The sequence below is a fragment of the Bradyrhizobium sp. genome (assembly GCF_030654605.1).
Lineage (GTDB): Bacteria > Pseudomonadota > Alphaproteobacteria > Rhizobiales > Xanthobacteraceae > Bradyrhizobium.
This window is the reverse complement of sequence record NZ_JAURXB010000234.1, coordinates 57,371-72,108: the sequence shown is the minus strand read 5'-3', so window position 1 is coordinate 72,108 and position 14,738 is coordinate 57,371. Positions and strand designations below refer to the sequence as shown.

The following is a 14,738-nucleotide window of genomic DNA, read 5'->3' as shown; positions in this document are numbered from 1 at the left end:
ATCCAGTCGCCCGAGATCGTCGCGAAGTTCACCGGTCTCGGCGCCATCCCGCGCGACGAGGGACCGGCGGCGTTCAGCGCCTTTCTCGACAGCGAGGACGCGCGCTGGAGCGCGGTCGTCAAGGCCTCGGGCCTGCGGATCGAGTAGGGAATATTCCACCTTGGCAATCTCAATCCTGCTATCGGTCGAAACACGGTCGCTCGGATAATAGTTGACCCGCACAATCTTAGACAAATCGGGCGGCTTCAATCGCGTGAATGAAGTTCGAGGCAATATATCCCGCTCTTGAAGCGGCTATGCAAAGTCCGGCATCTGCTGAAAGAATGTGAAAGCCCTCCTTTCCTAATTCAAGAGTAGCTGTGTCCGTCAGTCCCAGTCTCCGTATTTCGTTCCTCTGCAAAGCATCGAGACTGGGGATGTAGCATTCTTTCGTCGTTGAAACGAAATGCGAGAAACATGCAAATATTTTCGCAGGCAAACCGTCCCCTTCAAAGTCGAGAAGGTTCGAAGCTTCGGAAAGCGCGTTCGGAATCACCCTCATATCTTCGTAAGTGGAAATTATCTTTAGAAGCAGTCGAAAATCATTCACTGAATATGCGCGGGTACGCTTGTGGGTTGGCACCGATTTCTCATCTGCCAGTCCGACGATTAGCAGAATAATTAGGTTGGTATCTAGGACTAAGACAGGATTCATTAGTCATCGACGCTCAATTTTCGCTTCATCCCCGTGACGGTCCCGTCTACGTCGTTGACCAGAAATGTTCGATAAGCGCGCTTTGGAAGTGCCTCGCCTGTGAGAGTCGACAGCGCATTGCGGTTTGAATTCCATGGCCTTGAAAAACCAAGCGTGATCTTCCAAACTTTGGCGTTATCGTCAAATTCAACTTCTTCGAGACCGAGATTGGCGAGAGTTTCGTCCCCCATAACATCGAGTGCCCAATTTTTCGCTGCTCTTACGGCTTCCTTGACTTCCATCGCATTTTTCCGGTGTGAAGGTTTCGCAATTTCGGAGGCTATTATACTTTTTTCTCGGTCTGACGCCATCGTCGTCTGCAATCCAGCAACTTGGTGCGCCGGCCGCTATTAGGGGACGCGGCTTTGATATCTGTTGGGGTTTTCGAACAGAAATTGCCTGCCCGTCTTACTTGGCGAACGGGTTCTGCCGGCCGATCATCGCACCGCCGATACCGCGGCGACGTTGCGCAGGCCCGCGAGCCGCATGATGGACCCCGCCGCCAGTTTCTGCGCGAGTTCCATGCTGTCTTCGTCGTCGGCGCTGTCGGCTTCGTCCAGATAGATGTTCGACAATTGCTCGGCGCGGCGCAGCGCGCGGCGCTTGATCGCCTCATGGTCTCCGGACGCGGGTTCGATGCCGCTTTGGTCTGACGGCGTCAGAAAGTGCGGCGGCAGGCGCGAGGGATCCATGGCCAGCAGTTGGTCGCGCTGCGCCGGCGTCAGCCCATGCGACCACGCGATGATATCCCTGAGCAGCAGACTTTCCAGCAGCGCCGCCGACGCCCGTTCGTCGGAAGCCGCGCCGTCATCGGCCGCGGTCTTCTCGCTCCTCCAGGCCAGCCGGCGCTCGCGGCGCCATCGATTGCCGTCCGACAGCGCTTCCCGCGCCAGGCTCTCCGCCGTCAGCCGTACCTGCGGATCTTCGGCGAGCGCGATGACGTAGGTCCAGAATACGAAGGCGCGCTGGCGGTGGCGGGCCGCGAGCGCCCACGCGGTGTAGGGCGTCGCCAGGCTGGAGTTCCCGATCTCGGCGATCTCGGCCGCGGCGACGAGATCAATCGGCGCCCAGCGTAGATCGGACCCATCGGGGCGCTTGCCGCAGGCGGCGAGGCAGGCCGTTGACAGGTTGTCGCAGCGCTCGCGCTCGCAGGCCGAAAGTACCGCGAACACCGCGCGCACCGGCAGCAGGCGCTCATCGGGCTGCGTGGCCAGTGCGCCGTAGCGTTGCGCGGCCTTCTGCGCCTGATCGAACGCAATGGCATAGAGCTCGCTGAGGCTCGCCACGGGAACCGGCGGAACGGCGGTCAGGAGCGGCTCTTTGCGCATGTCGGACCCCTCGCTCTGTCATAACTTTGAAGCATTCGGAGTGCTGGTTGTTTGATCCAGCGCAACTGGTAATCTTGCATCTGTGTTCTACGAGCTTAATCCAGAACAACGGCGTTCTGCTGAAATCTGGAAGACATTTTGCGAAAATCCGTCAATATCTATGCCCTTTTGGGGATTCTGGCCGTCTTCGGCTGGATTGCCATGCTTGGAGAGGCGCGCGCCGCGGGCCGTCTCGGCGAATACCTTGGCAAGGCCGAGCCGGCCGAACTGGTGGCCGGCGCGAATCGCTTTGGGCCGCCGCAGGGCGATCCGGCGATTGTGCCCGCACTGAAGGACGATCAGCTGCTCGGCTTCGTCTATCTCAACTCCGACTTTGCCAATGCGACCGGCTATTCCGGCAAGCCGATCCAGCTTCTGGTCGGCATCACGCCGAAGGGCGTGGTGACCGGCCTCAAGATGGTCGAGCACAAGGAGCCGATCGTTCTGCTCGGCATTCCGGAAAAGCGCGTGGTCGATGCCGTCAACAAGCTGATCGGCGCGGACATGGACCGCGTCGCACGCGGCACCGCGCCCGCCCCGCAGGTCGACATCGTCAGCGGCGCGACGGTTACCGTGCTTGTGATGGGCGACAGCATCGTCCGTTCCGCGACCAAGTTGATCAAGGGCGGCCGGCTCGGCGGCCGGGGCGGCATCGCGGCCGCTGCTGCGGCGCCGCAAGCCAGGAAGACGATCGATCCCGGCAAAGGCGAGATTCGCGACTGGGAAACGCTGGTCGGTGACGGTTCCGTGCGGCGGCTGGTACTTTCCGTCGACGACGTCAACAAGGCCTTTGAAAAATCCGGCAACGCCGCGGCCGCCGCGCATCCGGAAGAGGGCGACCCTGACGACACCTTTATCGATCTCTATGTCGCCGACGTCGCGGTGCCGGCCATCGGCCGCAGCCTGCTCGGCGACGACGGTTACAATCGGCTGGCCGGCCGGCTCAAGCCCGGTCAGCAGGCCCTCGTCGTCGCGGGATCGGGGCGTTACTCGTTCAAGGGGGCGGCCTATGTCCGCGGCGGCATCTTCGATCGCGTCGAATTGATCCAGGACACCAACAGCATCCGCTTTCGCGACCGCGACCACACAAGGTTGGGAGGCCTTGAAGCCGAAGGCGCGCCGCACTTTCCCGAAATCGCGCTGTTCGTGCTGCCGCCAGATTTCACCTTCGATCCGACCGAACCCTGGGTGCTGCAACTGCTGGTCCAGCGCGTGGTCGGCGCCAAGGACAAGGCCTGGCTGACTTTCGATCTCGGCTACACGCTGCCGGACGGCTACCTCAAGCGTGAGCCGGCAGCGCCGGCGCAGCAGCAGGCTGCCACATCCGCCGCGCCGCCGCCCGCGGCAGCCGCAGGGCCGGCAAAGCGCGCCGCCGGGACTCCCTTCGTCGGCGAAGACGAACCGCTGTGGATGAAGATCTGGCGCGGCAACGTCGTCAGTATCGGCATCACGATCGCAGCCCTCGGTGCGCTGACCCTGATCTTCTTCTTTCAGAACAGCCTGGTGCGCCGGCCCCGGGTCTACGTCTGGGTCCGCCGCGGCTACCTGCTGTTCATTCTGGTATGGCTCGGCTGGTACGCCAACGCTCAGCTCTCGGTGGTCAACGTCCTGACCTTCGCCAATTCGCTGCTGACCGGTTTCAGCTGGGAATACTTCCTGTCGGCGCCGTTGATCTTCCTGCTTTGGGCCGCGATCGCGGCCGGACTGCTGTTCTGGGGGCGCGGGCCGTTCTGCGGCTGGCTCTGTCCGTTCGGCGCGCTGCAGGAATTGCTCAACAACATCGCCCAGGCGGTCAAGATCCCGCAATACCGTTTGCCATGGGGCCTGCACGAGCGGCTGTGGCCGATCAAATACATCATCTTCCTCGGCCTGTTCGGCATGTCGCTGTATTCGACCGCGCTCGCCGAGCAACTGGCTGAGGTCGAGCCGTTCAAGACCACCATCGTGCTGAAGTTCGCGCGCGAATGGCCCTACGTCATCTACGCCCTGACCACGTTGTCCGCCGGCCTGTTCGTCGAGCGGTTCTTCTGCCGCTATATGTGCCCGCTCGGCGCCGCGCTGGCGATTCCCGGCCGCGTCAGGATGTTCGAATGGCTGCGGCGCTGGCCCGAATGCGGCTCACCCTGCCAGCGCTGCGCCAAGGAATGCCCGGTGCAGGCGATCCACCCCGAGGGTCACATCAACGTCAATGAGTGCATCTACTGCATGCATTGCCAGGAACTGTATTTCGACGATCACCGCTGCCCGCACATGATCCAGGTGCGGCTGAAGCGCGAGAAGCGCGACGCGCTGTCGTCGCCCTCGATGCGCAGCGACGGCAAGGGCCCGAACACCATCATCACCGCCGGGGGCAAGCCGATCAATTTGCCGCCGGTCGGCGCCATCACACCACCACCAACCTGAAAGCCTAGGAGGGCTATTATGAGCGACAACGAAAACGGAAAGGGCGTCAGTCGGCGTACCTTGCTTGGAACGACCGCGGCGGCCGCAGGTGTCGGCCTTGCCGGAGGCGCCGCGCTCAACGCCACGACTGCCGATGCGCAGACCAAGGCAGCCGCGCCGAAGGCGCCGGCCGCGCGGCCCGCGGTGCTGCACAAGGCCGAAGTGGCTCCCGGCGAACTCGATGAATATTACACCTTCTTCTCCAGCGGCCAGTGCGGCGAACTGCGCATCGTTGGTCTGCCGTCGATGCGCGAACTGATGCGCGTTCCCGTGTTCAACCGCTGCAGCGCCACCGGCTGGGGCCAGACCAATGAAAGCCTGAAGGTGCTGACCGAGGGGTTGTTGCCCGAGACCCGCGAGTTCCTCAAGACCCGCGGCGGCACCTACATGAATGGTGACCTGCATCACCCGCACATCTCCTTCACCGACGGCACCTATGACGGCCGCTACGCCTTCATGAATGACAAGGCCAACACCCGCGTCGCGCGGGTACGGCTCGACGTCATGAAGTGCGACAAGATCATCCAGCTGCCGAACCAGCACACGGTGCACGGCTTGCGCGTGCAGAAATATCCGCGCACCGGCTATGTGTTCGCCAACGGCGAGGACGGCGTGCCGATTCCGAACGACGGCAAGGTACTCGACGATCCCAAGAAGTATCACTCGGTCTTCAGCGCGATCGATGGCGATACCATGAAGGTCGCCTGGCAGGTGATAGTCGACGGCAATCTCGACAACGTCGACGCGGACTACCAGGGCAAGTACGCCTTCTCCACCTGCTATAATTCCGAAGAGGGTGTCACGCTCGCGGAAATGACCGCCAAGGAGCAGGACTGGGTCACCATCTTCAACATCAAACGCATCGAGGAGGCGGTGAAGAAGGGTGACTTCAAGGAAATGAACGGCGTGCCGGTGATCGACGGCCGCAAGGGCTCGAAGTACACGCGCTATGTCCCGGTTGCCAACAGCCCGCACGGCATGAACACCGCGCCGGACGGTATCCATATCGTGGCGGCAGGGAAACTCTCGCCGACCGTCACCGTGATGGACGTCCGGCTGTTCGACCAGTTGTTCGACGACAAGATCAAGCCGCGCGATGTCGTGGTCGCCGAGCCAGAACTCGGCCTCGGCCCGTTGCACACCGCCTATGACGGCAAGGGCAATGCCTACACGACGCTGTTCCTCGACAGCCAGGTGGTCAAATGGAACATCGATCTCGCCAGGCGCGCGTTCAAGGGCGAGAAGGTCGACCCGATCATTCAGAAGCTCGATGTGCATTATCAGCCCGGCCACAACCACTCCTCGATGGGACAGACCAAGGAGGCAGACGGAAAGTGGCTGATCTCGCTCAACAAGTTCTCCAAGGACCGCTTCCTGAACGTGGGTCCCTTGAAGCCCGAGAACGACCAGCTGATCGACATCTCCGGCGACAAGATGAAGCTGGTACATGACGGTCCGAGCTTTGCCGAACCGCATGACGCCACCATCGTGCACCGTTCCAAGATCAATCCGGTTTCAATCTGGGATCGCGCCGATCCGTTCTTCGCCGATGCGGTCAAGCAGGCCAAGGCCGACGGGATCAATCTCGAAGCCGACTCCAAGGTCATCAGGGACGGCAACAAGGTGCGGGTCTACATGACTTCCACCGCGCCGGCGTTCGGCCTCGACCAGTTCCAGGTCAAGCAGGGCGATGAAGTCACCGTCTACGTCACCAATATCGACGCGGTGGAGGACCTGACGCACGGCTTCACCATCGTTAACTACGGCGTCGCCATGGAGGTGGCGCCGATGGCCACGGCCTCGGTGACGTTCAAGGCGGATGCGCCCGGCGTCTACTGGTACTATTGTCAGTGGTTCTGTCACGCCATGCATATGGAAATGAAGGGCCGCATGCTGGTCGAGCCCAGGACGTCCTGAGGCGGTAGCGACACGTGCTCATCTTCCTGCGCATTGTTCCGGCGGCGATCCTCGCCGCCGGAATCCCGGGCTCCGCGGTTGCGGAGACGCTGAAGGCTGTCCCGGAGCAGTCGCTGCAGGCGGTGCTCGACCGGGCGCAGGACGGCGACGTCATCGAGCTGGCGCCGGGCCAATACAACGGCGCGATCCGGATCGAGCGGCGCGTGGTCCTGAGCGGAAAGCCGGGCGCGGTGCTCGACGGCGGCGGGACCGGCAATGTCGTCACCGTGACGGCGCCCGACGTCACGGTCCGCGGCGTCACCATCCGGGGGTCGGGTCACGATCTGGAGAAGATGGATTCCGGCTTGTTCCTGGAGAAATCGGCGCAGCGCGCGCTGGTTGAAAACAATCGCTTCGAAGGCAATTTGTACGGCATCTATGTCCATGGTGCGACCGGGTCGCGCGTGCTGCGCAACATCGTCGACGGCATGCAGGGCGGGCGCCGCAACGATGCCGGTAACGGCGTCTCGGTCTGGAATGCGCCCGATGTCACCATCGCCGGGAACAGCTTCCGCTACGGGCGCGACGGCATCTTCACGGTTGCCAGCCGCAAGGACCGCTTCATCGACAACCGCTTCGAGCAGGTGCGGTTCGCGGTGCATTACATGTATACCAATGACAGCGAAGTCAGCGGCAACGTCTCGGTCGGCAATCACGTCGGCTACGCCATCATGTTCTCGAACCGGCTGATCATCCGCAACAATATCTCGGATCGCGACCGCGATTACGGCATGCTGTTCAACTACGCCAACTATGCCGAGATCGACGGCAACTGGGTGAACGGCGGCTCGCTCGATATCACCGCAAGCAGTCGTGACGAGGGCCCGGCCGAAGAACGCGGCATGCTGCCGGAATCGAAGCCGGAACCCGGCCTGCGTTCCGGACCCGGCAAATGCGTCTTCATCTACAACACCAACCACAACAAGTTTCGCAACAACTGGTTCGAGCGCTGCGGCATCGGGGTGCATTTCACCGCCGGCTCCGAGGGCAACGAGATCACCGGCAACGCCTTCGTCGGTAACCGCAACCAGGTGAAATATGTCGGCACCCGCGACCTCGACTGGTCGAAGGGAGGTCGTGGCAATTACTGGAGCGATAATCCGGCGTTCGATCTCAATGGCGACGGCATCGCGGACACCGCCTACCGCCCCAACGATCTGGTCGACCGGGTGTTGTGGACCGCGCCCGCGGCGAAGGTGCTGATCAACAGCCCCGCGGTGCAGGTGCTGCGCTGGGCGCAGGCGCAGTTTCCGGCACTCTATCCCGGCGGCGTCGTCGATACCCATCCCCTGATCGCGCCGCCGCCGAAACCGTCAGCCAGCCGGAGCCTGCAATGACCGTGACTGTTGCCGTCAAGGGCGTGGAGAAGAGCTACGGTGCGGTCAAGGCGTTGCGCAACGTCTCGTTCGATCTCGGTCCGGGACGGCTGAGCGCGCTGGTCGGCCACAACGGCGCCGGCAAGACCACGCTGATCAAGCTGATGCTCGGCCTCATTCACGCCGAGCGCGGCGAGGTCCGCGTGCTCGACGAGGATCCGGCGGCCGGTGAATTTTCGGCGCGGCGGCAACTCGGCTATCTGCCGGAGAATGTCGCGTTCAACGCTGCCCTGACCGGGCGCGAAACGCTGGCGTTCTACGCGCGGCTGAAGCAGATCAAGCCCGCCTCGGCGTGGCCGCTGCTGGAGCGCGTCGGCCTGATGCATGCCGCCGATCGCAGGGTCGGGACCTATTCCAAGGGCATGCGGCAACGGCTCGGCCTCGCCCAGGCGCTGCTGGGGCGGCCGCGCGTGCTGCTGCTGGACGAGCCGACCACGGGGCTGGATCCGGCGCTGCGCCAGACCTTCTATGAAATCCTGAATGAATTGCGCGACGACGGTGCCACGGTGCTGATTTCCTCGCACGCCTTGAACGAGCTGGAAGATCGCGCCGAGCATGTCCTGATCATGAACCGCGGGCTTCTGGTCGCGCAGGGCTCGCTTTCGGAACTGCGCTCGATCTCGCAATTGCCGATCCGGGTCTCGCTCGATCTGGCGCCCGGGGCGAGCGTTCCGCCGGCCTGGATGAACGGGGCGAGCGTCGCCGCCTCGCACGGCCGCATCCTGCTGGTGCCCGATGAGGCCGCCAAGATGGAGCTGCTGCGCGTCGCCGCCGGCAATCCCGGCGTCACCAATATCGAGATCGCGGCGCCGACGCTTGACGATCTCTATGCGCATTTTCTGCGGGAGAATGCCGCGTGAGGAACATCGTCATCATCGCCGCCAAGGAAATCAAGGAAGGGCTGCGCAACCGCTGGGTTCTCGCCACCACGCTGCTGCTGGCCGCGCTGTCGCTGTCGCTCACCTTTCTCGGCAGCGCGCCGACCGGCAATGTCGGCGCCGGCGCGCTCGACGTCGTGGTGGTGAGTCTCTCCAGCCTCACCATCTTCCTGCTGCCGCTGATCGCACTTTTGATTTCGCATGACGCTGTCGTCGGCGAGATGGAGCGCGGCACCATGATCCTGCTGCTCAGCTATCCCGTCGGCCGCTACCAGGTCCTGCTCGGCAAATTCTGCGGGCATGTGCTGATCCTCGCCTTTGCCACCGTGATCGGCTATGGCGCGGCGGCGGCGGCGCTCGCCATCACGGGCGCGTCGGTGCCGGCGGCGAGCTGGTACGCCTTCGCCTCCATGCTCGGGACCTCGATCCTGCTCGGCGCGGTGTTCGTCGCGATCGGATATCTGATCTCCAGCCTGGTGCGCGATCGCGGCACCGCGGCCGGCATCTCGGTCGGCATCTGGCTGTTGATGGTGCTGGTGTTCGACATGGCGCTGCTCGGCATCCTGGTGGTCGATCAGGGACACTTCGTCACGGCGGCGGTGCTGGAAGCGCTGCTGTTTCTCAATCCGACCGATCTTTACCGCCTGACCAACCTGACCGGGTTCAACGTCAGCCAGTTCTCCGGCATGGCCGGGCTGGCGGGCACCGCAAGCACGGGGGTCGGCGCGCTGCTGCTCGGACTTTTGGTCTGGATCGCCGCACCGCTGGGACTGGCAACCGCCTTCTTTGCGCGGAGGGAATTATGAGTTTGCGAATGATCACCTGGCGAATCCTCGGCGCGCTTGTCGCCATGATCTTCCTCGCCGGATGCAATCAGGATACGGCCAGTTCGGTCGCGCCGCCGCCGGTGGCGCTCAACAGCGACGCCATGGGCGTGTTCTGCGGCATGAACCTGCTCGAACATCCCGGACCGAAGGGCCAGATCATCACCGCCGGCCGGATCGATCCGTTCTGGTTCTCGTCGGTGCGCGACACCGTGGCCTTCACTCTGATGCCGGACCAGCCCCGCGACATCAGGGCGATCTATGTGTCGGACATGGCGCGGGCGAAAAGCTGGGAAGATCCTGGCGCTACCAACTGGGTCGACGCGCGCAAGGCCTTCTTCGTGATCGAGGGCCGCAAGCAGGGCGGCATGGGTGCGGCCGAGGCGGTGCCATTCGGCAACCGCGAGGCCGCCGACGTCTTTGTCGCCGCCAATGGCGGCCGGGTGGTGACGTTCACGGAGATACCGCGCGACTATGTGCTCGGCAGCGACGCCCCCGGCGACCAGAGCCAGAATGAACTTCCCGAGGTGCGGACCAATTGACGAGGGACCAGCCGATGCTTCAACATCTCACCCGGCGGCGCTTGATCGTCATTGCCGCGAGTGCGGCCGGATCGGCGTTTCTGGCCTCCAGCCGCTTCGCAGATGCCAATGCACCCGTGCGCTGGCAGGGATCGGCGCTCGGCGCGCAGGTCTCGATCGAAATCCATCACCCGGATAGGGCCGAGGCCGAACGGCTGGTCGAGCGCTGTGTGCTGGAGGTGCGGGGGCTGGAGCAGCAATTCAGCCTGTACCGGACGGACTCCGCGATCTCGATTCTCAACCGCACCGGCATTCTCGTTGCGCCCGACGCCGATATGGTGGCGCTGCTGCGAACCTCGCTGCGCTTTGCCGAAATCACCGGCGGCGCGTTCGATCCGACGGTGCAGCCGCTGTGGCAGCTTCATGCCGATCATTTCTCGTCGGAGAAACCCGGCAGCGACGGCCCTTCGCCGCTGCAGCTGACTGAGGCGCTGGCGAAGGTCGGCTATGCCGGCCTGCTGGTCGGCGAGAACAGGATCGCGCTGCTGCGGCGCGGCGCGGCCATCACGCTGAACGGCATCGCGCAGGGGTTTGCCACCGACCGCGTGGTCGAGCGGCTGCGTCAGGCCGGCCTGTCGACGACGCTGGTCAATATGGGCGAGATCAGGGCGATCGGCGCGCGGCCCGAGGGCACGCCGTGGCGCGTCGGTCTCGGCGATCCCGACCGGCCGGGCCTGCTCACCGAAACCGTCGACCTGGTCGACCGCGCGGTCGCGACCTCGGCGGGCGCCGGCTTCCGGTTTGACGTCAAAGGCCGCTTCACCCACCTGTTCGATCCGGTAACGGGACGCAGTCCGCAGCGCTACCGTAGCGTGAGCGTAATGGCGCCGACGGCCACCGAAGCGGACGCCTTGTCGACCGCGTTCAGCCTGATGCCTTTAGCTGTTATCGCTGAAATCGTGGCGGCCAGGCCGAATGTTCAGGCCCGTATCACCGATTCCAATGGAACTTTGATCGTGTATGGTGCTTGAGAGATGCCGTCCCCGGCAGTCCGAAAGTCGGATCGACCGCTCGATGCCGATCAGCCAGAGATTCCCGGCCCCAACGGGCTGTTAAAACAGGAGAACAGGATGCGAGGGTTTGTTTTCGTTGCACTTTTGGCGGTCGCCGGGTCAGGTGAAGTCAGAGCCCAGGATGCCGCGGCCGGAGAAAAGGTGTTTGGCGTGTGCAAGGCCTGCCACCAGATCGGCGAGACCGCCAAGAATAACGTCGGCCCGCAGCTCAACGGCATCATCGGCCGCAAGGCGGGCACCGTCGCCGGCTACAACTATACCGCCGCCAACAAGGACTCCGGGATTACCTGGGACGAGGCCACTTTCCGCGAATACATCAAGGACCCCAAGGCCAAGATCCCGGGCACCAAGATGATCTATGCCGGCCTGAAGGACGAGCAACGGACCAACGACCTGCTCGCCTTCCTCAAGCAGTTCGATGCCGCCGGGAAGAAGAAGTAGAGTATTCAGAATTCTCGTCATGCCCGGCCTTGTGCCGGGCATCCACGTCCTGGCTGCGCATCAACAAGCGAAGACGTGGATGGCCGGGACAAGCCCGGCCATGACGAAGGCTTGGTCACTTCGCGAACGGGTTCTGCCAGCCGCCACGCGCGGCTGGCGCCCGCGGCGGATAGGTCGCCTCGAGATAGTTCAGCACCACCGCGCGATCCTTGTCGTCGGGCGGCGGCATGTTGTGGCGGCGGATCATCAGGTTGATGGAATCGTCCCACTGCACCCGCGTCATGCCCTGCTGCGCCACGAGTTTAAAGCCGTGGCAGGCGGTGCAGGTGTAGAAGGTTTCATCGCGGCCGGCTCCGGCCGGAAAATCCTCCGGGCTTTCGTCACGCGGCGTGAAGGTCGATTGCGCCATGGCGGGCGCGATCGACAGCAGGCCCGCCATCACAGTCCAGGCGATACGCGCCATCAGCCGACCAGCACCGCGATGCGGTGCATGGCGTTGCCGCCGTAGCCTTGCGGATTCCAGAAGCCGGCCAGATGCGGCTGCATCGCGCCCTTCGAATCGGTGGCGCGGGCCCAGATCTCGAAGTAGCCGTCGGTCGGCAGTTTCAAGGTCGCGGTCCAGCGCTGCCAGTCATACTTGTTCTTCGGCTTTTCCAGATTGGCGCGCTGCCAGCTGGCGCCGAAATCGGTGGAGACATCGACCTGCTTGACGGTGAGGTCGCCGGCCCATGACGCGCCGCGCAGTTTCAATTCCCTGGTGCCGGCTGCGATCTTGGCGCCGTTGGTCGGATTGGTGATGATCGAGCGCACCGGCATCGATTCCAGGATGCGCATATTTTTCGGGTCCCCCTTGTCGCCGGGGATCATCGGCTTGATGGCGGTGCGGTAGGAAAACTCGGTCATGCCCGGGCCGTCATGCTCCTTGTCGCGGATGGTGATTTTGGTCAGCCATTTCTGCGAGGCGGAGCCGGCCCAGCCCGGCACGATCAGACGCACCGGCCCGCCATGGATGTTCGGCAGCGGCTGGCCGTTCATCGCCCACACGATCATGCTGTGGGGGTCCAGCGCCTTCTCGATCCGCACGCCGCGCGAGAGCGTCGGCTTGTTGGCGTCGCCCGACAGATGCAGGTCGGCGGCATAATGCGCGGTGTATTTTGCAGTTTTCTTCAGGCCCGCGGCTTTCAGCACCTCGGCCAGCGGCACGCCGGTCCATTCGGCGCAGCCGGCGCCGCCATTGGTCCACTGGTTGCCACGCGCCGGCGGCGAGAACGCGGCGCGGCCGTTGCCGCCGCATTCCAGCACCATGCGCCGCGTCACCGCCTTGTATTTCGATTTCAGCTCGCCGAGCGTGATCTCGAGCTTTTTGTCGACCTCGCCGTCGATGGTGATCTTCCAGGCGTCGGGATTTTTCGCCTCCTCCGGAATCAGCCCGTTGTTGCGGATGTAGAACTTCTCGATCGGGGTGGTGTCGTCGTCGAGCAGGCTTTCCGGCGTCTCGGCGACCAGCGGCTTTTCGCCGAGCACCACGAGCTTGTCGTTCTTCCCCGGGAATTTCAGATATTGCGGGCCCTTGGGCGCGGGCGCGGGGGCTTGCGCATGCGCGGCGGGAATGCCGCCGCCATCCGGCGACAGCGGCATCACGCCGCCGATGATCGCGCCCATCGCGGCGAGCCCCGTTGAGCCCAGAAATCCGCGCCGGCTGGTGATGAAGTGGCTGCCGCCCTCGACGGCATCGTCGGCTTGTTGCGCCATGACATTTCTCCCCTTGGTGCTGTCTCGGGATTTTGCCAGGGTTGCCCCGGCACTCCCGTTTGGCTTGAGTATTTGCGTTTTGCGGGCTGGCTGCAAGACCGGCACGGCGCGCCCGATCCAACCGGCATGCATTCAGCCATGGCTGCCATCCGGCTCGACCCCTGTTCGACCCTCCTTCAACCCTCCTTCAACCCTCCTTCAACCCTTGCGCTTCCTGGCCGCCGGCGGCACATTTGCGCCGCGGCGCCAGGCGCCCGCCAAGCAAGAATTCAGGGAACGCGCATGGCCGCCACGCGGATCGGCTGCGATGGCGGCAACAAGGTGGCCGACGGCCGCGACGCCGTCGTGTTTCACCATTTCCCTCTCATTTTCGTCTCATCCCAAGGAGCTAGTCCATGACGCATGCCATCCGTTTTCACAAAGCCGGCGGTCCCGAAGTTCTGGTCTGGGAGGAGGTGCAGGTCGGCAAGCCCGGTCCGGGCGAGGCGCGCATCCGCCACACCGCGGTCGGCTTGAACTTCGTCGACATCTACAACCGCTCGGGGGTTTATCCCGTGCAGCTGCCGAGCGGGCTCGGCAGCGAGGGCGCCGGCGTGGTCGAGGAAGTCGGCTCCGGCGTCACCGACCTGAAACCCGGCGACCGCGTCGCCTATGGCGCGTCGCCGCTCGGCGCCTATTCCGAGTCGCGGCTGATTCCGGCCGACCGCCTGTTGAAGCTGCCTGATGGCATTGATGACAACACCGCTGCGGCGATGATGCTGAAGGGCCTGACCACGCAATATCTGATCCGCCAGACCTACCGGGTCAAAGCCGGCGACACCATCCTGTTGCATGCGGCGGCCGGCGGCGTCGGCACCATCCTCAGCCAATGGGCGAAACATCTCGGCGCCACCGTGATCGGCACCGTCGGCAGCGACGAGAAGGCCAAGCTGGCGCAGTCCCATGGCTGCGCCCACACCATCGTCTATTCCCGCGAGGATTTCGTCAAACGCGTCGACGAAATCACCGGCGGCAAGAAGTGCCCGGTGGTTTACGACTCCGTCGGCAAGGACACGTTCCTGAAATCGCTCGACTGCCTGGCGCCGCTCGGCGTCGCGGCCCTGTTCGGCGCGTCCTCCGGCGCGGTCGAACCGCTCAACCTCGGCCTTTTGGCCGCCAAGGGTTCGCTCTTCGTCACCCGCCCGACGCTGTTCACCTACGCCGCCAAGCGCGAAAAACTGGTCGAGATGGCAAATGAGCTGTTCGACGTGGTGAAGTCAGGCGCGGTCAAGATCGAGGTGCACCAGACCTATCCCTTGAAGGACGCCGCCAAGGCCCACGCCGACCTCGCCGCGCGCAAGACCACCGGCTCGACGGTTCTGACGGTGTGAGGAAC

General features: G+C 63.8%; 14 protein-coding genes. 9 read left to right on the top strand and 5 right to left on the bottom strand.

Translation table 11 applies throughout. The features are described from left to right. Positions 1–226: 226 nt before the first annotated feature. The 3 genes from Q7U29_RS21145 to Q7U29_RS21135 form a co-directional block, all read right to left on the bottom strand. Entirely contained in the window at positions 227–694 is a 468-nt protein-coding gene (locus tag Q7U29_RS21145; RefSeq protein WP_304744483.1) for a hypothetical protein, read from the bottom strand. Then, a complete protein-coding gene (locus Q7U29_RS21140) occupies positions 694–975 on the bottom strand; it encodes a hypothetical protein (RefSeq protein ID WP_304744482.1) in 282 nt (93 codons plus the stop codon). The genes Q7U29_RS21145 and Q7U29_RS21140 overlap by 1 nt, the downstream gene beginning before the upstream one ends. A gap of 195 nt (positions 976–1,170) precedes the next feature. Continuing rightward, the gene (locus tag Q7U29_RS21135; RefSeq protein ID WP_304744481.1) at positions 1,171–2,061 is read right to left on the bottom strand and encodes a hypothetical protein; all 891 of its coding nucleotides are present in this window, start codon (positions 2,059–2,061) and stop codon (positions 1,171–1,173) included. 201 nt (positions 2,062–2,262) lie between these two features. On the opposite strand from Q7U29_RS21135, the gene Q7U29_RS21130 reads away from it, so the two are divergent. The 8 genes from Q7U29_RS21130 to Q7U29_RS21095 all read left to right on the top strand — a co-directional run bounded on the left by Q7U29_RS21130 (position 2,263) and on the right by Q7U29_RS21095 (position 11,611). Then, entirely contained in the window at positions 2,263–4,503 is a 2,241-nt protein-coding gene (locus Q7U29_RS21130; protein ID WP_304744485.1) for a NosR/NirI family protein, read from the top strand. Positions 4,504–4,521: 18 nt separating this feature from the next. Then, complete coding sequence (gene nosZ, locus Q7U29_RS21125; RefSeq protein WP_304744480.1) at positions 4,522–6,459, top strand: TAT-dependent nitrous-oxide reductase; 1,938 nt, start codon at positions 4,522–4,524, stop codon at positions 6,457–6,459. A 14-nt stretch (positions 6,460–6,473) separates the two neighbouring features. Then, on the top strand, positions 6,474–7,835 hold the full coding sequence (locus Q7U29_RS21120) for a nitrous oxide reductase family maturation protein NosD (RefSeq protein WP_304744479.1): 1,362 nt from the start codon (positions 6,474–6,476) through the stop codon (positions 7,833–7,835). Further along, complete coding sequence (locus tag Q7U29_RS21115; RefSeq protein ID WP_304744478.1) at positions 7,832–8,734, top strand: ABC transporter ATP-binding protein; 903 nt, start codon at positions 7,832–7,834, stop codon at positions 8,732–8,734. Before Q7U29_RS21120 ends, Q7U29_RS21115 begins: the two co-directional genes overlap by 4 nt. Next, entirely contained in the window at positions 8,731–9,558 is an 828-nt protein-coding gene (locus Q7U29_RS21110) for an ABC transporter permease subunit (RefSeq protein ID WP_304744477.1), read from the top strand. Before Q7U29_RS21115 ends, Q7U29_RS21110 begins: the two co-directional genes overlap by 4 nt. 8 nt (positions 9,559–9,566) lie before the next feature. After that, positions 9,567–10,118 (top strand): nitrous oxide reductase accessory protein NosL, encoded by a 552-nt coding sequence (locus Q7U29_RS21105; RefSeq protein WP_304744476.1) that lies wholly within the window; start codon positions 9,567–9,569, stop codon positions 10,116–10,118. Between the two features lie 14 nt (positions 10,119–10,132). Further along, positions 10,133–11,128: an FAD:protein FMN transferase gene (locus Q7U29_RS21100; RefSeq protein WP_304744475.1), complete on the top strand. Its 996-nt coding sequence runs from the start codon at positions 10,133–10,135 to the stop codon at positions 11,126–11,128. A 99-nt stretch (positions 11,129–11,227) separates the two neighbouring features. Next, a complete protein-coding gene (locus tag Q7U29_RS21095) occupies positions 11,228–11,611 on the top strand; it encodes a cytochrome c family protein (RefSeq protein ID WP_304744474.1) in 384 nt (127 codons plus the stop codon). A gap of 115 nt (positions 11,612–11,726) precedes the next feature. On the opposite strand, the gene Q7U29_RS21090 is transcribed toward Q7U29_RS21095, so the two are convergent. Further along, the gene (locus Q7U29_RS21090) at positions 11,727–12,074 is read right to left on the bottom strand and encodes a hypothetical protein (RefSeq protein WP_304744473.1); all 348 of its coding nucleotides are present in this window, start codon (positions 12,072–12,074) and stop codon (positions 11,727–11,729) included. Next, on the bottom strand, positions 12,074–13,363 hold the full coding sequence (locus Q7U29_RS21085) for a sulfite oxidase (protein ID WP_304744472.1): 1,290 nt from the start codon (positions 13,361–13,363) through the stop codon (positions 12,074–12,076). Before Q7U29_RS21085 ends, Q7U29_RS21090 begins: the two co-directional genes overlap by 1 nt. Positions 13,364–13,758: 395 nt before the next feature. Between Q7U29_RS21085 and Q7U29_RS21080 the strand changes: the two genes are divergently transcribed. Then, positions 13,759–14,733 (top strand): quinone oxidoreductase, encoded by a 975-nt coding sequence (locus Q7U29_RS21080; RefSeq protein WP_304744471.1) that lies wholly within the window; start codon positions 13,759–13,761, stop codon positions 14,731–14,733. The last annotated feature ends 5 nt before the right edge of the window (positions 14,734–14,738 follow it).

Coding starts and splice junctions, on each gene's coding strand:
- Q7U29_RS21115 (WP_304744478.1), top strand. CDS start 7,832: ATGACCGTGACTGTTGCCGTCAAGGGCGTGGAGAAGAGCTACGGTGCG.
- Q7U29_RS21140 (WP_304744482.1), bottom strand. CDS start 975: ATGGAAGTCAAGGAAGCCGTAAGAGCAGCGAAAAATTGGGCACTCGAT.
- Q7U29_RS21095 (WP_304744474.1), top strand. CDS start 11,228: ATGCGAGGGTTTGTTTTCGTTGCACTTTTGGCGGTCGCCGGGTCAGGT.
- Q7U29_RS21100 (WP_304744475.1), top strand. CDS start 10,133: ATGCTTCAACATCTCACCCGGCGGCGCTTGATCGTCATTGCCGCGAGT.
- Q7U29_RS21080 (WP_304744471.1), top strand. CDS start 13,759: ATGACGCATGCCATCCGTTTTCACAAAGCCGGCGGTCCCGAAGTTCTG.
- Q7U29_RS21130 (WP_304744485.1), top strand. CDS start 2,263: ATGCTTGGAGAGGCGCGCGCCGCGGGCCGTCTCGGCGAATACCTTGGC.
- Q7U29_RS21105 (WP_304744476.1), top strand. CDS start 9,567: ATGATCACCTGGCGAATCCTCGGCGCGCTTGTCGCCATGATCTTCCTC.
- Q7U29_RS21085 (WP_304744472.1), bottom strand. CDS start 13,363: ATGGCGCAACAAGCCGACGATGCCGTCGAGGGCGGCAGCCACTTCATC.
- Q7U29_RS21135 (WP_304744481.1), bottom strand. CDS start 2,061: ATGCGCAAAGAGCCGCTCCTGACCGCCGTTCCGCCGGTTCCCGTGGCG.
- Q7U29_RS21090 (WP_304744473.1), bottom strand. CDS start 12,074: ATGGCGCGTATCGCCTGGACTGTGATGGCGGGCCTGCTGTCGATCGCG.
- nosZ (WP_304744480.1), top strand. CDS start 4,522: ATGAGCGACAACGAAAACGGAAAGGGCGTCAGTCGGCGTACCTTGCTT.
- Q7U29_RS21145 (WP_304744483.1), bottom strand. CDS start 694: ATGAATCCTGTCTTAGTCCTAGATACCAACCTAATTATTCTGCTAATC.